Annotated in this window: 11 protein-coding genes; 9 read left to right on the forward strand and 2 right to left on the reverse strand. The window is 54.4% G+C overall.

Annotated elements, in window-relative coordinates; translation table 11 throughout:
• Positions 1-293 precede the first annotated feature (293 nt).
• From G3O01_RS14470 to G3O01_RS14510, 9 genes are all read left to right on the forward strand, one after another.
• On the forward strand, positions 294-1250 hold the full coding sequence (locus G3O01_RS14470; RefSeq protein WP_205805702.1) for a hypothetical protein: 957 nt from the start codon (positions 294-296) through the stop codon (positions 1248-1250).
• 274 nt (positions 1251-1524) lie between these two features.
• Entirely contained in the window at positions 1525-2346 is an 822-nt protein-coding gene (locus G3O01_RS14475; RefSeq protein ID WP_205805703.1) for a TnsA endonuclease C-terminal domain-containing protein, read from the forward strand.
• A 33-nt stretch (positions 2347-2379) separates the two neighbouring features.
• Positions 2380-4815, forward strand: a complete 2436-nt coding sequence (locus tag G3O01_RS14480; RefSeq protein WP_205805704.1) for a DDE-type integrase/transposase/recombinase — start codon at positions 2380-2382, stop codon at positions 4813-4815.
• Between the two features lie 9 nt (positions 4816-4824).
• Positions 4825-6363, forward strand: a complete 1539-nt coding sequence (locus G3O01_RS14485; protein ID WP_205805705.1) for an ATP-binding protein — start codon at positions 4825-4827, stop codon at positions 6361-6363.
• A gap of 82 nt (positions 6364-6445) precedes the next feature.
• Positions 6446-7933, forward strand: a complete 1488-nt coding sequence (locus G3O01_RS14490) for a TniQ family protein (protein WP_205805706.1) — start codon at positions 6446-6448, stop codon at positions 7931-7933.
• Between the two features lie 21 nt (positions 7934-7954).
• Complete coding sequence (locus tag G3O01_RS14495) at positions 7955-9775, forward strand: TnsD family Tn7-like transposition protein (RefSeq protein ID WP_205805707.1); 1821 nt, start codon at positions 7955-7957, stop codon at positions 9773-9775.
• Positions 9776-10681: 906 nt separating this feature from the next.
• Positions 10682-14722: a helix-turn-helix transcriptional regulator gene (locus G3O01_RS14500; RefSeq protein WP_241023935.1), complete on the forward strand. Its 4041-nt coding sequence runs from the start codon at positions 10682-10684 to the stop codon at positions 14720-14722.
• 116 nt (positions 14723-14838) lie between these two features.
• Positions 14839-15939: a hypothetical protein gene (locus tag G3O01_RS14505; RefSeq protein ID WP_205805709.1), complete on the forward strand. Its 1101-nt coding sequence runs from the start codon at positions 14839-14841 to the stop codon at positions 15937-15939.
• 27 nt (positions 15940-15966) lie between these two features.
• A complete protein-coding gene (locus G3O01_RS14510; RefSeq protein ID WP_205805710.1) occupies positions 15967-17082 on the forward strand; it encodes an FRG domain-containing protein in 1116 nt (371 codons plus the stop codon).
• A 44-nt stretch (positions 17083-17126) separates the two neighbouring features.
• On the opposite strand, the gene G3O01_RS14515 is transcribed toward G3O01_RS14510, so the two are convergent.
• Together G3O01_RS14515 and G3O01_RS14520 are read right to left on the reverse strand one after the other, a co-directional pair.
• Positions 17127-18038: a hypothetical protein gene (locus G3O01_RS14515; RefSeq protein WP_205805711.1), complete on the reverse strand. Its 912-nt coding sequence runs from the start codon at positions 18036-18038 to the stop codon at positions 17127-17129.
• Positions 18039-18590: 552 nt separating this feature from the next.
• Positions 18591-20270, reverse strand: coding sequence for a tyrosine-type recombinase/integrase (locus G3O01_RS14520; protein ID WP_346779182.1), 1680 nt, complete (start codon positions 20268-20270; stop codon positions 18591-18593).
• Between the last annotated feature and the right edge of the window lie 148 nt (positions 20271-20418).

Below are 20418 nucleotides of genomic sequence, written 5' to 3' on the forward strand. Positions count from 1 at the left end.
TTTCCTTGAAATGCGCCAAGAAACAACACAAACTCAGCCCGGCAGATTGACGGTTTATTCCCTGTGACTTGTCAGTGTTGCCTAAGTACGACTCTGGGAAGTCAGGCGTCTGCGACTCTGGGAGACCGAATGATGCAATGCGGACCGTAGGAAGAGAGTGCTGAAAATGAAACGAGCCCCCGGTGGTCAGACCGGGAGCCCGCTTTTTATCGGCCTGACCAGCAGACCGCGTAATCCTCAACGCCATAGTCTGCCTGGTCGAGCCTCTTGTCAAGCCCATTTGGGAGGCAGATATGGACTCGTCCCTTGTTTTCTCGAACATTGAGACTCAATCGCCCCTTCAGACGTTGTACGTCGATAGCGGTCCGAGTTTCCGCGGCCGCCTGTCGGCAGAAAAGCGTCTCGCGAGTGAGGCGTCACGCAAGCCAGCGTCGCTGCGTAGACCAAAAAAGCTAGCGCCGGCGGCCGCCTCAAAAGGGCCGGGTTCGGTGCAGGAAGAGCCGAACTACAAAGGCTTGCCCCCTCCTGGGCTACCCGCCGCATCCGGGAATCGCGACCCCAAACTGGTCCTCTTTATCGACGGCGCGAAATCAGCCGCCCGGCAAGCGGTTCTACATAAGCGGATGGAAGAGGTCTCTGCAGTTGGAGGGGCAAAACTCCGTGTCGATTGCGTAGGCGGCGTCGTCAGCCTCCGGCTCGACCGCGCCGCACTCGGTGCAACCGCGAATGCCACGTGTTGCGGTACGTCACGGTCCGTCGTGGGAATCGACGGAGTCGAGCAATATCTCGGCTCACCGTGCAGCTTTGCATATCAGGTTCAGAAGTTAATAACGGTCGGCATCGCAGTTGTGTGCACCATCGATTCCCGATACTGCAATTGGATGCTGCTGGCCTTTTACCTGCGTATCTTTGGCCTGACGGTGATTCGAGAAATGGTGGTCGCAGATGAAATCAACCATCATAAGTGGGCGCGAAAGTCGCCGACGATTGTTGAGCCGAGCGTCGGGCGTTTGTCTGAAATCGAAGCTCTGTCTCTAGCTGAACTCGTGGCCCAACCGCGGCGGTTTCGCTGTGCAGACGCGAGGAAAGACTCGGAACTATCCGTGACGCCCGCTCCATCGTCGCGAAACTCGCTGTCCGCCAGAGCTGCTAGGCTTGCATCTGCGATGCGTGAGCGCGAAAGCTATGTCCACGCCTATCAGAATTCTTTCGCCGTTGGGCGGCTTCTGCGTGAGCGGTATCTCCTCTAGCACGGTCGACGTCGCCGTAGTGACGCACGAGCGACAAAATATTGGCATGGCGCTTCCGGGATGAAGGTGATGCGGTGAGACTCGTGGGCTGAGACTAGCGTGTCTTTGCTTTCGTTCTTTCCCGTGACACATCGACAATTGAACCGCTGGCCAGTTCGATGCAGTCATAGGTTGGGTCGGGCATAAATTATTCAAAATCATCAAAAAATATAGGATAACTTACCGTTATAAAGAAGTAGAGGACATTCTCACAATCGAGATTCGGAGGTCAGTCATGTCGACGAAGACACTGAAAATGAAGATGCGCACGATTCATCGAAAACTCAAAGAGCAGCAAGATGCGAGAAAGGCTGGAATATATCTGCGTTGGATTCATACACGAGATATGCCGGGTTCTGGCATAAAGACCCGTCTCGTTTGCGAGAAGGCCGCTGCTGACGAACTGCATCTCATGTCCGAGGCGGAGCACGCTGCATTTCTGGAGGCTTGGTGGCGAGCGGATGTGGAGACCATTTTTGACCATCAGGCTCTCGACAGAGGAAAAACTCAGCGCGCAGCGCTATGCATAAACATCGACCATCCAACATACATAGGCCGAACCGAGCCCGCTGTACTCAGCACTGACTTAGTGTTGAACGTCAGGCGAGGTAGGACGTACAAACGGGAGGCCATTTCCGTCAGGTCAGCGAGGACTGACGGAAGAGCAACTCTGACGCGTACTCAGTTGATTGAGCGAAGGACTTGGGAGGACGACGCCGCAATTTTCAAAGCCGTGGCATTTCACGGGATGCACAAGAACCGCTCGAAGAATCTGGCTTGGATTTTTCGCGCCCACAACGATACGGTGGGACGACAGCTATCTGCCTCAGAGTTGACAGCGCAGAGCGAGCTTATGCGTATCCTCAAAAGCCGGAAAGACATGCGAGTTGTTGACGCATGTAGATATGTAGACTCCAAATTTCAGCTCCCATCTGGTTCTGGAGTCCAGGCGTTCCGGCAACTTGCAGGTCGCAAAGCCTTGGCATTCGACCTAAACACCAGTGACCCCGTTCGATTGCTCACAGGTGACGTTTGGAAGCCCAAGCGGCCGGTCTAGTCATCTCATTCGATACGTAAGTTGGAGGCAATCATGCCAATGAAGGCTCAACCTCTGCCAGAGCTTGCCGTGGGTGATTTGTTGAAAGAGCGCGGCAGCGGAAAGATATTCGTCATCCTAAAAACAGATGCGAACAATAGATGGATTTATCTCATTGACATTGAGCATGACACGAGACTTAGGTTTCACAAAGCCGCACCGTTCAAGGAGAAGACGGATGACCTTCGAATTCGTCTTTCATCCGATTATGTTGGAGATGACGCTCTCGAACTTCTGGACAAGTCACCCATCAATCCAGCTTCGAGACGAAGGGCACCGCCTTTTTTCCTGTCACGACGATTGGCGATATATCAGGAACTTGTGAATAAGCCAATACTATCGAAAGGGTGGCTTCTCATAAAAGGGCTATTAGGGTTTGATAGGAAACGAGATGCGGAGGGTAATCTGGCGGAGCCTTCTATCTACGGAGACGAGTTCGAAGAGCTTCTTCATAAGGAGACACGCCGAAAGCGAATTCTGCGGTACTGTGCAATATCCTCTATCTCTGAGGATACGGTTCATCGCACTTTTCGTAGATTTTGCCAGCGAGGAATGAGTGCTGATGCTGTCGCCGACGACTACGACCTTTGCGGAGGGCGCGGAGAGCAACGCGAATGGAAGTGTCGACCAGGGAAGACCCCTTGGCGTCGAAAAAATGGCGCATCGCCCCGGAGCCGATTTGTCAATAGTCTTCTTGCGCTAGCCGCCGACCACTACTTCTGTTTTGCATATAAGAAGGGAAAGCGGTCTCAAAAGACGTTGGAGAATGCACTATCGTGGGTGCGTGGCACGTTCCTGAGAAAACGGACAATATTTAACGAACAAGGCGAAATGGTCGACCTTGAATTAGATGACAGCGTCGTATTGACGAAGCGACAACTTCAGCATTACATCCTTCAAAACTTTACATATGAGCAACGCCGCACCCGCAAAGTCGGTCGTAGACGATATTTACTTCATGAACGACCGTTAACCGGTACCCTGCGCACCTCACGTGGACCCGGGGAAAAATTCCACATCGACGCTACTATCGTCGACATCTACCTTGTTGGGCAGATGCTAAGAATGAAAGTTATAGGGCGACCCACCCTATATCTAGTGATTGACGACTACTCAAGAATGGCGGTTGGCTTTTACCTTACTTTTGACCCGCCGTGTTGGGTTGGGGCGATGATGGCACTTATCAATGCGATTAGTCCAAAGGTCGCGTTCTGTAGGACTTTAGACATCGATATTCGAGAAGAGCAATGGCCCGCTAATCGTCTCTGTGAAGTCGTTTATTCGGACCAGGGTGAGGTTAGTAGCGTTCATAATGCACATCCTTTGTTCGAATACTGTCGAATGGAAGTGCAGAATGCACCGGCCTATCGACCCGACCTTCGCAGCGTGATGGAGCGGAGATTCGGAATCATTCCAGCAATCTGGAATCCGTTGGTTCCGGGGGTCGTTGAAAAAGACTCGTTCGACCGTGGATACCAACATCCAGCGTTGGACGCTGCGTTACATATTGGTGAGCTTCGTCGAATCATTTGCCTCTCGCTGCTGCATTACAACAATTGCGTGATTCGTGGGTACCCCACGCCACCTGAAATGATTGAGCGTGGAAAAGCTCCAACACCGCTCAATCTTTGGAATTACGGGTCCGAGGTAAATGGTTGCGGAGGAAGGCGCGTGCCAGTCGATGAGTTCCGCGCAAAGGTCATGCCAAAAACGACTGCCAAGATTGATGGAGAAGGAATACTGCACAACGATTTTCACTATAAGTGTCCGACGTTTGAGCTTTTGGAACGTCAGTCGATGTCCCGCGCAGGGAAGCCTAAAGCGGAGGTGGAAATCAGTTACGAAAGAACTGACAACAGCAGTATTTTGCTACATGGGTTTGGTGAGCCAATCAGCTGCCCAATTTCCGACCGAGAAGCTGGGAAGCTAATTGGAGTGACTTACCAAGAGCAGAAACTCGGGAAAGACCTTGACGCAACGAATCGGGGAATGGCGGAAGAAGCCGACGAAGCTGAGCGGGCGAAGACCTACTACAACATATCGAAGGCTGCGAAGGACGCAGATTTGAAGACGCGGGAGGCGTTGAAAGAGGCGGGCATGTCGCGTCCTGACATCAATGATATGGACGAAACGCGCAAAGACGAACGTTCCGCGGACCCAAGCTCGTCGATAGCGCGGGATTCGAAGAGAGGTGGAAAGACCAGACACCGTACCAAATCCGGTGTGTCGTTCAAGAGGTTTATCAAGAGCCTTGAGCATGAAGTCAGTGTGGCCGACCAAGTCGAACAGGAGACGTATGACGAAGAAGGAGATGCCTTTGAGCAATCTGTAGCTGACACTGCTGCGCCTTCGGGCGGGGCTGACCGCATGACCTCCAAGGAGCGTCGCGAGATGCGCGCTCGGCAGGTGCTTGCGGAACTGGACAAATAGGAGCGCGTCATGAAAATCAAGGAGTCTGTCACGCAGTTGCTCTCTGGGAAGCAAACGGAGGTGCCTGAGCCCGTGAAACAGTGCGTCGAGGCTGTCGAGGCACAGTATTACAAGGGCAACGACCTGCTGCCTGAGTATCGGGAAAATCCGCTTATCTCTTCATTGGGCCCCATCTGGGATAAGGCGACAATTTTGAAGGCGCTGGACGTTCCGATTGCTTTCTCAGCACATGAGCGCGAAAACTCTGAAGAGTATCGCCTGCATGCGGTCGGGCGGCTATCGCGGTTTGTGATGGCTCTTCCAGCTCATCTCGACGTCGTGAGCACAGTTCAGGTTATCGTCCGCCAGCACTACGTTGACAGGGACGTTCGACTTGACACCGGAGGCATCGAAGACCGATACCGGGCGAATCAAGCCGGCGAGCTCGTGCCGATATACCGCCATCAGCGTTCACATGCTTACTGTGCGGGTATCTTCGGGCTTTCGGGAGGTGGCAAAACTACGGCGCTGGAGTCTGCTTTGCGCCTAATGCCGAAGGTTGTCCATCATGAGCAATTTGGAATCAATCAGGTTGTGTGGGTCAAGGTCGATTGCCCGAAGGGAGCGAGCTTGAAGGACACCCTCAAGGTTCTGATTCTGAAGTTCGATGACTTGCTCGGGACGGACTATATGGCGGAGGTCGGTTCGAGAGCGACCTTGGCAGACCACGCGAACAAGCTACACCGAATTTGCGAGCGGCATCACACGGGACTCATCGTTATTGACGAGATGCAGAATGCGTTGCACGCCGTCTCGAAGAATGACCCGCTCTTCGACTTCTTTGTCAATCTCACGAATGTGGTCGGGATACCGGTGATTGTGAGTGGAACTCCGAAGGCGGCGCAGCTCTTCCGGAAGACGCTTCGGTCTGCACGACGTCTCAGCAGTCAAGGCGTTACGACGTGGGAGGGCATGAGAAATAAGGATGACTGGGAGCGGTTCTGCAATCAACTGGAGAAGTACCAATGGCTCGCTAAGGCGACGCCTTTGTCTACGGGCTTGCGGAAGAACATGTACAACTTGACCCAAGGCTTACCGGGCGTGGCCGTACCGCTGTTTCAGTTGTCGCAGTATCAGGCGATTTGTTCGGGAGATGAGCAATTATCTGAAGATTTAGTGAACGATGTCTTTGAGGAGAAGATGAATTCGTTGAAGCCGATGATGAATGCAATCCGGTCAAGAAAACGAGAAAAGATGCTGGCCTACGACGATTTGCTGGGCGATACGCTCAACGACATCGTCAGCTCGACGGAAGCTGCCGCCAAACGTTTTGCGCTTCAAGAGCTAGCGATGGCGCACGAGAGGAATGAATCGGCGATTGACGCGGTGTCCAGGTTGCTACTTCTAGGAGTTCCGCAGGAGCTTGCGTCGTCGCTTGTGAACACGGTGCAGAAGGAATACCCGTCAGCGTCGACTCAGGATTTGAGTAATGAAGCCGCTCGACGCTTCTATCAGGCGAAGGCGCCCGCGCGCTCTCTGAATAGTCGTGTCAAGGATAGTGCGGCCTGAGGCGGCGAGCACGAAGGCTTTTTTGAGTAGCCTTCGTGCCAAAACGCTTCAGATTCGAACTGCGTATGCAGGGAGAGACATCATGGCAATCGCGCTGCTTCCCCTTTTAGATGGTGAAACACTCGGCAGTAATTTGGGACGCTATGCGGAGTCCATCGGAGCTGAGAGCACTCTGCGCCTAAGACGTCGTGTCTTCGGGTATCCATGTAAGCCGGATACCCGACTCCCGAGCGGCATGAATCATCTTGCTGAGCAAACTCAAGACTACTGGGGTTTGACGCCAGAACAAATTCTTAAAAGAGGAACGGAGTTTTATTACGCAACTGCCACCATGTCTATGAAGCAGAGGGAGTCAATGTTCTCAGCTTTGCTCGAGCAGCCTGGCAGCCGCACTTTTCGACGAAGCGTTGGCGGGTGGAGCGCCGAACGCGTCGCAAAATTTAGATACTGTGAAGACTGTCTGGCGCAGTGGCGGGAGATTGGGACACCTGCACACTGGATGGTAGACCTTCAACTGCCGGGCGTGTATCTCTGTCCTGCGCATTCGAGGATGCTAAAGGTCGCGAAGCGGGGTAATCCTCAAAACCTCACGGATTCCACGGTTATTGAACTCAAGGACGTTGACGATGAAGACGTCTTGACGCGTCCGTCGCCCTCAGAGCGGGCCGCGTTCTCGGAGGTGGCAAAACTAAGCGCGCTGTGCCGGATTGCGAGCGACAGTGTCCCTTCGACCGCGACGTATCGTGAGCTTCTTCGAACGGCGGGATACGAGTGGCCGACCGGTGGCGTGGATATTCGAGCGTTCACGGCGTCGATGGTTGAACATTTCGGTCATGAATACTGCCAGTCTACGGGGCTAAGCCTGCAAAGGCTTGCCACATGGTTGAAGAGCATTGAGCGTGACGTAAAGGGCGGAGAATCTTCGCATCCCTTCATTTTCATTTCCGTATTGTCAATGCTGAATGCTCGTTGCATGGCGCCTGGCACGTTTGAACCTGCCATGCGAAATAAAGCTGAGGAAGTTGCCGAAGTCCCGGCCAAAAACGTGCACGACGGCTCATGTCAAAGCAAACGGGGCTGGCAGTGCAAAGGACTTCTTCATCGAACTAGCGATGCATGGCAAAGGGACTTGATTGATTTCGAAGGGCGGCTGTTGGTTTGCTCCTGCGGCGTAACCTATAAGTCGTCAGGGATTGGACACCATGTAGAAACGGATTCGAGTGTGATGATTTATGGTGAGCGCTACCGAAACTTAGTTGCAATGCGCTTCGCCGACAACTTTAACTCCGACAGCAGAGAGCCAAGGTTTCCTTTGGTAAATCCGCGATTCGCCCGTTGGGCTCGGCTTTGTGGTTTTTCTGTAAAGAGAACTATCTCCCCAGAGGAGATTCTCCGCTTACGTGACCAATGGCGTTCCATTGTCATGAAGTCTCGCCCCCAATCGCGAATAATGTCGTCGCACGTGGCTGATTCGCGATTATATAGAAAATTGTATCGATACGACCGACATTGGATTGTTGAGTTTAACAGGAAAAACAGTTCGATTAATTCTGGGAAGAAAAATTCGTGATAATCAATTCTAGGGGGCGTCATGGCTATTGCACTGCTTCCGCTAATGGATAATGAGACCATCGGTAGTAATTTGGGACGATACGCGAAGATGATGGGTTTGACGTCCCCCGTAGCCCTGAGGAAATCGGTCTTTGGGTACGGTTGCTTGCCTGGTACTCGTCTCCCGAGTGCTGTTTCGTACCTCGCAGAACAAGCGAGCGATTATTGGAATCGGACGGGTGAAGAAATAATCGACGAGCACACGGAGTATCGATACACAATTAAGATGGCATCACAGTTGGCGCGTGAACATCTGCGTGAAAGAATGCTGACCCATCCATTGAATCATAGCTCATCATTGAAGAATATATATTCGGTCCACGGAATTTCGACGAAACTGCGTTACTGTTCTGAATGCTTTTCAGAATCGAAGGTCAATCGTGAGCCACTCTACTGGAGGGTTGACCATCAATTGGAAGGCGTATATTTCTGTGTTAAACATTCATGCATGTTGAAATCTGTTTCGCATTACTATATTGATAGAAGTGATGATTTTATAGTGGAGGAACTTATAAGTCCATCGGATGTGGAAATTTTGAAAGATATTTCCCCTTCGAATATGATTGCCGTGGTGGATGTCGCGAGGAGGAGTGTTAGCCAAAGACTAAGCAACGTCTTGTCGAATTCAATACAAACGTATCGTGAAATGTTTTATGAAGCCGGGTTCGCTCGAACCGCTAACCTCTTGAAAAGGGATGATTTAATATTATCTTGGCGCAAGTTCTTTGGCGAGGGATATTGTCATGTTGTGGGAATGACCACGGAAAGGATTGAGCGGTGGCTTGGCGGTTTGTCAAACCCGAGGCAAGTTGCGATTTATCCGAATCCATTCATGTTCATCGCGGCAGACAGCTTTCTTGAAACGCACCTCTCCATGCCGGGCTCATTTGTGCCTGGCAGGCAAGCGAGCTCAATAAGGTCTTCGGACGCTCCGCGGTCCATCACACCCTCTTTAGATGGGATTTCATGCACGGGGGTATTACATAGAGAAACAGATAGGCTCGAATTCACAGGCACCTTGAGGAGGTCGGGAGGATTTAAGCTCCAGTGCACCTGTGGAATCTCTTATCGCTTGGACAACGCGATTGGTCGCGACACCAAGAAGTTGACGCCATACCTTTACGGCGCCCGTTATAGGGCGCGTTTCCGTCAACTAATAGCGAGAGGAGTAAGTCGCCAAACTGCTGTGCGAAAGCTTGGTGTGACTCGGGCGACAGGAATAAAGTGGACGGCCTCAGAGCTGAAAGTCAATCGAAATGAAATGACTCGACGTGAGATTCAAAAATGTCGTGCAGAGTGGCGCCAGTTGGTGAAAAGTATCACATCAGAGACTCGCATCACGACCGCCGCTGAAAGTAGCCCGACTGTTTATCGAACGTTATTGAGAAATGACCGGGATTGGTTACTTACGTTCAATCGGAGGTACCGGTCTTGGCGTCCCAGAAGTTCGTATCGCGTGATTGAGCCAACGGCAGCGCAAGTTCGCGAAGCATGGCAGGAGTTGATGCTCATAGAGCCTCCGGTATGGGTGACGCGAGTTGCAGTTCTCGAACGAATAGGGTTCTACGGGCAACGGGATAGCGGCCGGCCCTTTTCCGTTCTGCTCGCCAGATTGGCAGAGTCGCATTCAGCCTATCGTGAACGCGTCATCTCTTGGCTTGCGGCATTGGCATCGGAGCAACGCCTGGAAACATGCGGTGACGCATTGAAACGAGCGGGGATACGGTTGCGTGCTTTCACAAGAGAGCAGCAAAGCCGAATTCAGGAAATCGATTTGCGGGTTATCCGCCAATCCAAGTAGCGGGCGCACATTGATAGGAGCTTCACCCAGCGTTTTCTGTACGTTCGCGCGGGGCGTTTCTCACCCCGGTAATCCCAAACCAGTTCTGTCTGACATGGCGCAGCTGACTGAAGTGCCTATCGTCGAACGGCGATGAAATAGTTTTTTTTAATTCATTCGCCTTATCGATTGCAATTGCCATATCCGCAGTAGTTGTCGCCGGCGAGCGACACTCTAACAGCCTCGAACGGAGCATTCACAGGCTCAAATTCGACGTGAGCAAGCAGCGCTGCGACGCAACATAGAAACGATTCTTCCCTTTTTCTTCACGCCGTCAAGATGGCCGTGGAACGGCCTTCCCGCACACTTTGTGTTTCTGAAATAGACAGCGTAAGAGGCCGGTGATTGCCTCCCGCACACTATGGGGTTTGTAACGGCGGCTACACCAACGGTACTTCAGGGCTCCCAGCCATTTTTTCCCGCACACTTTGTTGTGCGCTAATAATTTTTATGGGCGCACAACAAAGTACGCGGCACCGCAAGGTTGGTCGTTCAGAGACAACAATGTCTGCGGCAACGCGAAAATCTGGTGTGCGATGCACAATTTTTTCACCTGCAGCGTGGCTGCTCAGCGGAGTTTCTGCGGGGGCCATCTCCGGGTGCTCGGCGCTAAAACCAAGCCTTCATGCGACGCCTCGAGCGGTAGTTCATATCCAGCCTTACTGACGAGAAAAGCCTGCGCCAAAAATATGGCGCGAACGACCTTGGCTTGTGGCGACTGAGATCTTGGCCGAGCGGGCCAAACTACGTAGGTGGACCATTCATGAATCCGACCCCCAAATAACCGACAGGCATCAACACGAATATGCTTGACTTGATCACATCAGCATCCTAAATTGACATCATATTTTTAATATGAGGTTGGCTTTGCGCGAAGAACTTATCCCGGAGCAGATCAAAGCAGCTCGCGCGCTTTTGGCCTGGTCTCAGCAGGAGTTGGCTAAAAAGGCCCGTGTTGCCACATCGACAATCGCAGACTTTGAGCGTGGGGTTCGCACGCCCATGGTCAATAACGCTGAGGCTATCCGGAACGCCCTCGAGGCTGAGGGGCTGCAATTTGTTGCCGGCGGTGTTGTTGAAAAGGGCAGGCTCCTCTCTTCCCCTCGAACTGCGAGCCCAGGCGGATTGATGCGCTGGGTGAATGCCACGGACCTCTCCCAGTGGGGAGAGCGAAGGGACGCCCAGGGCGCTATGCCGGAGCTGCTCCGCCGCTTGATTTTTGCAACGGTAGGGCCAGCCGCAGACGTCCGCTTCCCTTCGGACGAAAGCGTTCAGCACGGCGGATGGGACGGTCAGTGCATAACCGATATCGGGGCGACCTATGTCCCGCCCGGAAATTCCGCATGGGAAATCGGAACGCAACGCTTAAGGATTAGCAAGAAAGCAGACGACGACTTCGAGAAGCGCTCGGAGGACCCGCTCGGGCACGATCCTTCGCAAACGACCTTTGTCTTCATAACGCCTCAACGATTTCCCAAAAAGGATGACTGGATCGCGAAACAAAAGGCACGCGGCGTGTGGCGAGATGTAGCGTTAATCGATGGCGATGATCTTGTGCATTGGCTGGAAATGTGCCCGGCAGTAGCACAATGGCTATCGATCAAGACAGGTCGTCGCCCTCAAGGACTGCGGACCTTGGAAGAAGCTTGGTCCGAATGGATAGGGGCGAGCACGATACCCATCACCACGGATGTGCTTCTTGCCGGACGCGATGAAGACCAGATAGCGGTACTTAGGTGGCTACGAGAACAGCCGCACCTTCTTGCGCTGCAGGCAGACGATCCAGAAGAGGCAATGGCTTTCCTGTATGCCGCAATCAGTCCGCTGCCCGAGCACTACAGGTTGTGGCATTGGAGCCGCTGTGTCGTCGCTGAAAACAGTGAGACAGCGAGGCAACTTGTCGGGCTCGGGACGTCGCTGATTATTGTTCTCTCCGACCCGGAACCTGGACTTGCGCAACGACTGGTGGACGAGGGGCATCACGTTTTCGCCGCATATGGCTCCAGCACAAGCAGCCATTCAAGCGGCATGCGACGACTCCGTCGGCCATGGAAATTCCATCTAAAACTGGCACTTATACAAGCCGGCATAGAAGAGGAAGACGCCTACGCGTATGCACATGCAGCGGGGCGAAGTATCACTGTACTGCGGCGGTTGAAACCCGCAGCGCCGCATCAGCAGCTTGAATGGGCAAAAAACGCCGACCCGGCACTGATCGCGGCCATGTTCGCCGGGGCATGGGTGGGAACGTCAGCGCAAGATCAAAAGGTACTCAGCGAACTGGCTGACCGCCCATATGAGCAAATCGAGGAAGTGCTTATACCGTTATCGGCCGCGGCTGGCGGCCCGCTGGTTCGCTCGGGCGAACTCTGGAAAGTCGTGTCACTCCGCGATCTCTGGATGCAAATCGGCAACCGGGTTACGCCAACCCAGCTAGACCGTTTTGAACGGAGCTTTCATAAGGTACTCAGCACGGTCAATCCCCGCTTCGCGACGCGCCCGGAGAGTATCTATTACGAGGCGGATGGCGAATTCGAGGAACAGCCATCTGCAGCGATTCGCAGTGGTCTGACGGAGGCAATGATCGCGATGGCCGTTCTCCCAGAGGGAGTTACACTCGCCTCCGATCTCCGCCGACGTGTCGACGGTGCAGTTCGCAAGCTATTCGATAAGGCCGAGTCGTCACTATGGTGGTCACTTTCTCGCGACTTCATGAATCTGGCGGAAGCCGCGCCTGGCGCGTTCCTAGATGCTATAGAAGCAGGCCTCGATGGAAATGACCCTCCGATCATGTCCCTGTTCCGTAGCGATGAAGGGATGCTACATACCACGGAATACCTGTCGAACTTGCTATGGGCATTGGAGATGCTGGCTCGAAGTCCGGATTACCTTGCGAAATCCGCGCTGCTGCTTGCACGCCTCCATGAAATTGATCCGGGAGGAAAGTGGAACAACAGGCCTTTTGTTTCTCTCCGACGCATTTTTGTCAGTTGGTCTCCGCAGACGTATGCGACTCCCTCCGAGCGACTTAAGGTGATCGACACAATCACGCGACAGCGTCCCACAGTCGGATGGTCACTCTTGGTAAAGCTGGCACCTAGTTTTCATGACGTGACAGAGCCTTCCGCAAAGCCCAAATGGCGCGATTTCACGCCAGACAGGCGCGAGGAAATTACCGTGCAGGCGCTCGGCGAAGCAAGCCGTGCTATCGGCCAGCGTCTGCTGCAAAACGCCGGAAATGATTTGGAGCGATGGATTCAACTGCTAGATCGCTGGCCGAATTTTGATTCCGAGTGGCGCAGGCAGGCGACTGAACAATTAACAGTCATGGTCCGCGAACTTGACGATCCCAAAGCGATTGAGGCAATGCGCGACCATCTACGGTCATTATTGTCCAAACATCGCGCTTTTTCGGACGCGCAATGGGCAATGCGTGAAGACGATCTGAAGCCGCTCGATGCAGTTTTTGAGTTGCTACAACCAGCTAGCACGCAGGAACGCGTCCGATGGCTTTTTCGCCCCGGTGCGGCGACGTTGGGGCCGAACGTTGACTGGGATCTGGAGCAAGCAGACTTAGCAAAAAGGCAGGTTGAGGCGGCAAACCTGTTATTGGCTGAGTTGCCGCAAGATGACCTATTTGCTTTCGCGTCGACAATTACAATGTGGCACGCACTCGGCATCGGAATTGCAAACGCTGACGTACCCGGCGAACTCAAGCATCTGTTGATGAAGAGAGGTATTTCAGCTGCCGAACCCGTAGAAGTCGAGGTCGGGCTGGGTATCTTCCAGGGACTAGTGATGCAAGCCGGCACAGACGGCGCTTCTTGGACTCGGCGTTTGTGGCAGCAGGCCATAGTTGAGGGATGGGGGCAGGAGGCTGAGGTCCGTATTGTTCGAGGACTTCCGGTAGACATATCTACATGGGAAGAGATAGACCGTCATGGTCTAGCTTTGAGCGAGGCCTACTGGCGTTCATTACCTGTGTACTGGATTCAGCGAGAAGCAGAGGCTGGTGACATTGTCGAACGATTGCTGAAATGGGACCGTGCTGTTGATGCCATTAGTTGGCTATCTCACCACATTCAAACAAAGCCCGCTGGCCACTTACTCATTGCAGCATTGCACGCAGCAGCAAAACTCGCGCAGCCGCTTGAAGGAAACGCTGCAACCATGCTCAGCCATAATGTTGGAGTGATCCTCGACCATCTCGATACCGATCCCACCGTAAGCGAGCAAGAAATTGCGAGCTTGGAATTTTCCTACTTCGATGCTCTGCGTTATTCACGGCGCTCGACTCGGACTCTTCACCGTGCCCTAGCACGCGATCCCGGATTTTTCGTTTACCTGATTAAGCTGATCTTCTTTCCGGAAGAAGGGAGCAACGTTGTCGAGACTGATTTTGTCGACCCTGCAAAAGCGCAGGACCTGGCGAGTCACGCATATAACGTGCTTGATGAGTGGTCGCATGTACCTGGCGCAGATGATCAGGGCGAAATCGACGGTGAGTCGCTGGAGCCTTGGGTAAAGCAGGCGCGCAAACTTCTCTCTGAGGCCGGACGCACAACTATCGGGGACCAGAAGATCGGTGAGATCCTTTCAGCGGCAAGGCGTAAAGCCAGTGACCCATGGCCCCCAGAACCCGTGCGAGCAGTCATCGAGCTTGTTAGAAGCAAGGAATTGGAGCGAGGCTTGGAACTCGGCGTGTATAACCGGCGTGGCGTGACGGTGCGAATGCCCCACGACGGAGGCGATCAGGAGCGCGCTCTCGCACACCAATATCGGCGCGATGCAGGCGAACTTCGGTTTGATTGGCCACGAACTGCAGCATGTCTGGAGCGAATAGCTGAGATGTATGAAGCCGATGCAAATCGGGAGGACATCGGGGCAGACCAAAGAGACTGGCTTTAAGCCAGCTCAGGCATAACGATACTGAAATGGCTCCGAGAAGCCAGACAGATCGGTTACTCTGTGATTTGAGACGACCTTCGGTCGTCGATCTTGAGAAGGAATGTAGGAAGGAAAATATGCACACACAAACTCACGAGCAGCGGTTCTCGGAAATAGACTCTGTGGTTAGCGGACTAATTGATGCCGTGCTGGAGTCTGGCGTGGGCGTTCTATACGGCATGGGTGACGAGTTAAAGCGGGTCAATATCGGAAAGGGCGAATTCTGCATGAACTGCGACCCGTGCCATAATTTGATGTTCAGTTTGCCGCTGCTCAACGATCTGATAACTGGAAAGATGACAGTTGATCAGGCCAAAGAGAACAGACTCGCATGGAAGTACGCAATATACGCTGACCAGGCAATGAAGCATCTCGTTGACACGTCTGAGCTACGATTCAATCGGGTACCGACGACTACATCATGTGCGATTGTTTACCTGGATCAGAATGTCTTTTCGGTCTTCACCAAAGACGATGAAGTTAAAAAAACTCTTCGGCGACTAAAATCAGGAGGAATACTTCAGTTTGTCTACAGTCCATCGCATCTCGAAGAGATCAACAAGATTCTGGAGGAGTCTTATCGACAGGCGTTTATTGAAGCGATCTCGGAGCTCACCGACGACAAATGTCTGCAGCCTTCTTCAAACGACCAGATTGACCTCTTCATAGAGAATCCCGCTGACGTTCTGGCTCGGGCTGCTGTGTCGCCAGAGGCGACTGATGCAGTTGAGCGGATCAAGACGCTAAAAGAAGAAAGTCGGGAATTGCATTTTCCAGAATACAATGATGAATCGCACCGTATTGCTCTCGGGCAGCGTACGGACGTGTTTGACGCATTGACCGATGAGAAATTTTCACACCTCATGTCTCATAGCGCTTCCTCGCGCTTCCAAAAGGATCAGTTCAAAAACCTTCTGTCACATAGTGACATCAGGAACGCGATATACGCGCTCCACAATGGTCTGGATCTATTGTCGTTTAAGCGCGAAACTTCTGAGCGAACGCGACGGAGCAGCGTACACGATATCGAGCACCTGATCTATGGCTCCCAATCCCAGGTGTTTGTCTCGAATGACGCCAAGCTGGTCGCGAGGGCCCGTCAAATCTATCCTTTTTTGGGAATAGGAGTGAAGGTGTTGAGCCTCGATCAATTTCTTGAGTCAGGAATGGACCGGTAAGCAAACCAAACAGTTACGCGGAGATGTATGAAAGGACAATGGATAGGTGACTTTCAGGGATCGCATCTGAAGGGAAGAGTGACCGTCGACGTGGACGAACTTCCTAGCGGATTTCGCGGACGAATTGCGGTGTTCGGTGATCCGACTTCCGTACCGCCGCTTGTCGGTTTCTTTGAGACTACCTCAAAACAAAATCCTGCCCGCTTTTCTGTAAGCGTTGCGGCGGCGCACCCTCAAACGACAGCCCTCGTAACGTGGGACGAGGTTTCGAAGCTGTATCCAAATGGGCAGTTCGCGCGTAGCGTGCAAGTGTCGGCGGCATGGAGCGACAAAGAACTTAAATTAGATTGGACTTCGGATCTCGGCGGGCAAGGTCAAGCGATATTGCCAGCGTCCGTTGCCGGAGCTACGTCCGAATACCCTGCAAACGCCATCTCTTGGGAAGATTTCAAAATTGTAGTTATGGGACTTGAGCCACGCCGCTTCGTTTTTCGTGGTCAGCGCAAACCAAGAAGACTGCGAACCACGTTTCATCGTACGGGTCGATCTGACCTCACTGGCTACACGATGTATGACATCCCCGCTTTGCATCAGCACATTAGCGGACGCACACGCCATCTATTCGCGCTGGCGAATGGTGCGGAATACGGTGCATTCTTGCATTTAGCACAACATCATGGGTACCCAACCCCTTTGTTGGACTGGTCGTATTCGCCTTTCGTCGCTACCTTTTTCGCGTATCGTTCGACCCGTAACAGCGAAGTGACGAATGCGAGTGAGGATGATCGTGTTCGCATATTCAAATTTGATAAGCATGCTTGGCAAAAGACGTTTGCCAATGAATCAAATGTGGATGCGCTGCGGCTCCACCTCTCGTTTTTCGAATTTTTGGCAGTCGACAACGAGCGAATGATTCCGCAGCAGGCCCTTTCAAGCGTGACAAATATCGATGACATCGAGACGTACATTCGAATGCGTGAACAGCAAAACAATTGTAATTATTTAGAGGTGTTTGATCTGCAAACGAAAGATCGACGTTCAATCATGCGTGAACTGAGCATGATGGGCATAACCGCCGGTTCTTTGTTTCCGGGCCTCGATGGTAGCTGCGAAGAATTGAAAGAGCGGTTTTTTGACGAATGAAAATTTGGCACCGGCCGCGAACAAGGGAGAGCCGTAAAAGTAGCTCACCCCTCTTTAGCGGATTCGGTAGAAGGTCTACTACCCTTTATAACTTCCTTCGCAAGATCGATAGCATATTGCGCGGGACTTTTCGGTTCCCTTCCAAAGTCTAATCCGTCAGGTGACAGTGCACTGACAATTTCGGCAAACTGAACGGAGTCGAACGGCGGGCTAAGCTGCAAAATATCTGCGCGGGCGTCATAAAACGCCGCTAGGCGAATACTGTAGCGATACATGGTTACGAGTATTTGAACTAGAAACAATAGAAGTAGCACAGAGGCTACCCTGGTACTGATCGTGGACCAGACAGTTGTCATGGCGTATCCGGCACCTGCTTCACGAATAGCTGCTGCCCGTTCCTTGTTCGCGGTCTCCAAATCAGCTAGCAGCCTCCGCACCCCATTGATATCGTCTTGTGAAACATTCTTTGACGCCTGAAGGTCTTCGACCGCTCTTTCAAGACCGATTAAGGCTCGCTCTGATATTCGATCTATGGCAGCTGTTTGGTCACGAGACGTTATGTATCCAGCAGACGCGAAGACGCGGAAGCCCAACAAGACGGAAAGAACAACTAACCCAAGGATGACATTTGACGCGCGCCGGAGACGAGTTGCGCGCTGTCGAAGCGCGTAGACGATGGATTCGATCTGTTTATTGCCAGAGATTCGGCCGAAGTGAGAAGGCGGACGCGCGGCTAACAGCCGCGTTCGCAGGAACAGGATGGCCCGGAAAACAACTGCTGAACCGACGAAAATAACCGCCAGAGTGACATAGAGGGTACCGGCTTGGGGCAAATTTAAGCCAGAACCTTCACCCGAGGCGATCAGCAAAAGAACCCAGCCCAATATCGGAGCCGCGAGTAGTCCTGTGCAGCCAAGGACCACAAGAAGTCCGACTTCCCGAAGAGTCTGCTTCATGCTGTGCTCCCTTTTATGATTCTCCGGCTCTATTACCAAGCTGGCGGCGTTTCGGCGTCGATACAACCGGCGTCACGGTTGTCTTGCTTTGCCGCGAGCACGGATGGGACTAAGCCGAGTCAGCGCAAGCGCGACAGTGAGTAGCGTCCCGTATGCTATCCAGAAGGCTGTTCTGGACCAATCTGAAACTTTCAAGCAAGGGTGAGGAGACGGGGCTGGTGAGGTCCAAACGGGCCATTTGGCATAGAGGTAAACGTTGCCCCTCGATAGTTTTTAACAACTAAGAACTGCGCGGACAGGACCTTATTGCAAATGATAGAAACTTGGAGTGGTTCGGGGAAGGCGCGTGTTAATCCAATTCGCCTACACGATGCCTACGTGGAATCCTGAAAGCAAAAAGCCCGGTCACGAGACCGGGCTAAGTGCTTGATTTTTTTGGTAGGCCGTACGTGACTCGAACACGTGACCAACGGATTAAAAGTCCGAAGCGGTTGATCGGTCGAATAGGTTTGAGAGGGAGGTTGTTCAACGACTGTCGTCATCGCATCATGGCTACGGAAAACTTCCCTCGACAAAATCCCGCAGCTGCGTGAGATCCGTGCGCGCGTACGCGGCCGTGGTCTGGACCGACGCGTGCCCCAGCAGGGTCTGCGCGACGGGCAGCGGCACCGCGTGATCGACCACCAGCGTGCGCGTGTAGCCGTGCCGTAACCAGTGCGTCGACGCCGCGTGAATCAGCGCACGCGTGGCGGTGTCGCCCGGTGGCACCCGCGCTTCCGCCGCCTGCAGCACCGCCTTCACCTCGTCGTAGAGACCGCTGTGTCCGAGCGCGTCGCGCTTCTCGCTGTGAACCAGCGGGGCCGACTCGAACGGCGCGGGTTGCGCAGGCAGGCCGCGCGCGAGCCGGTACGCGCGCAGGACGGGTACACAGCGCGACGGCAGCGGAATGGCTCTGAGCTTGCCGCCCTTGCCACGGACGTGCAGCGTCCACGCGCAGAGCTCAGGGTCCGATGTGCCAGTTTCGCGGCCAGCGGTGTTGGTTTGCGGGTTGACCGGTGGTCTGACGTTGTGATCGACACTCAGGCGCGGTAGCCCCTGTTCCACCGACCATTCGAGTTCGGCGAGGCGCACGCCTGCAAAGCGGTACAGCGACCAGATCGCGCAGCGGCGCGCCCAGACGAGCGGCGACACGCCGGCTGGCCGGTCACCCGCTGTCACCGTATCGCACAGCGCGAGTACCCGGGACGGTAGGATGCGCGCGGGTGTCCACGTCATGCGTGCGCCGCCGGCGAGTTCGACCGCGGGATTGACCACCAGGTAGCCGGTTTTCTGCCAGTAGCGGAACAGGCTGGAGATGACGGCGAGCGCGCGCCGGCGCGTGGCATCGCTGCGGGATGCCTGAACGGTGGATGCACCGCCGGAGGCGACCGTGCGGGCGGCGCCGGCGATGTTGCCGGCATGGCCGGGGTGATCCAGTGAGCGCCGGAAGGCCAGCAGGTCGTCACGCGTCAGGTCGGACAGTGGCCCGCGCCGGTGCGCCTCGCACCAGCCGACCAGACGGCGCAGTTCGGACCGGTACGCGCGCAGCGTGTGCGGCGAACGCTGCGCGCGGTCGCGCAGGAACAGCGCCAGGGCCTGCGCGTCGTCAGCGACGCCCAGCGAATTGGTGGGCGACGCGTTCATGAAACGGCCGGCGCGGGTCAGCCACGTTCGCAGCGCGGCGGGATCCCCATTGCCGGAGGCGACCAGCGCGACCGCATCGGCCGGCTCCCTATCCACGGGACCGGCGACCCCGTCACCGGACGGGCAGTTCGGGCCGTTGCTGACGTCCGTGATCTCATCCGCGGTGGCTTCCGGCAGATGACGGAACCGGCGCCGGTGCGCGTGCAGCACGCGCGCGAGGATGACGTCGGCGGCGGGCGCCGCGCCATCGGCGGCCAGGTGCAGGCGCCCGTGGGACCAGTATTCGATTGCCGCGTCGTGCTCGAGCAGCAGCGCAAAGACGGCGGGATGCGCGCGCTTCGCGTCGGCGAGCGACGGCGCGACGCGCTTGAGGTCGGACAGGGTCCACCGCCGGTACACCGGGTGACCGAGCACCTCGCCGACATAGGCGAGCGCGGCATCGATAGCGGAGGGAAGCCGCTGCACGGGTAACGTGCCCGTGTCGATCCAGTCGGCGGGCTTCATGGTGGCGAACTTCATAGTGGCGAACTTCACGGCGACGGGCTTCACGGCGACGGGCGCCTGCGCAGGTGGGAAGGGCGGGGGCGCTCACGGCTTCGTCGTTCCTTGTCCCTGGAATTGGTTGGTAGGCTGCAGCGTCGCGGACGGGCCGCTGATCGGCTGGGCACCGCCGTTGCGCGGCGACAGCATCGCGCGC

The sequence above is a fragment of the Burkholderia sp. Ac-20365 genome, from assembly GCF_017104715.1.
Taxonomy (GTDB): domain Bacteria; phylum Pseudomonadota; class Gammaproteobacteria; order Burkholderiales; family Burkholderiaceae; genus Paraburkholderia.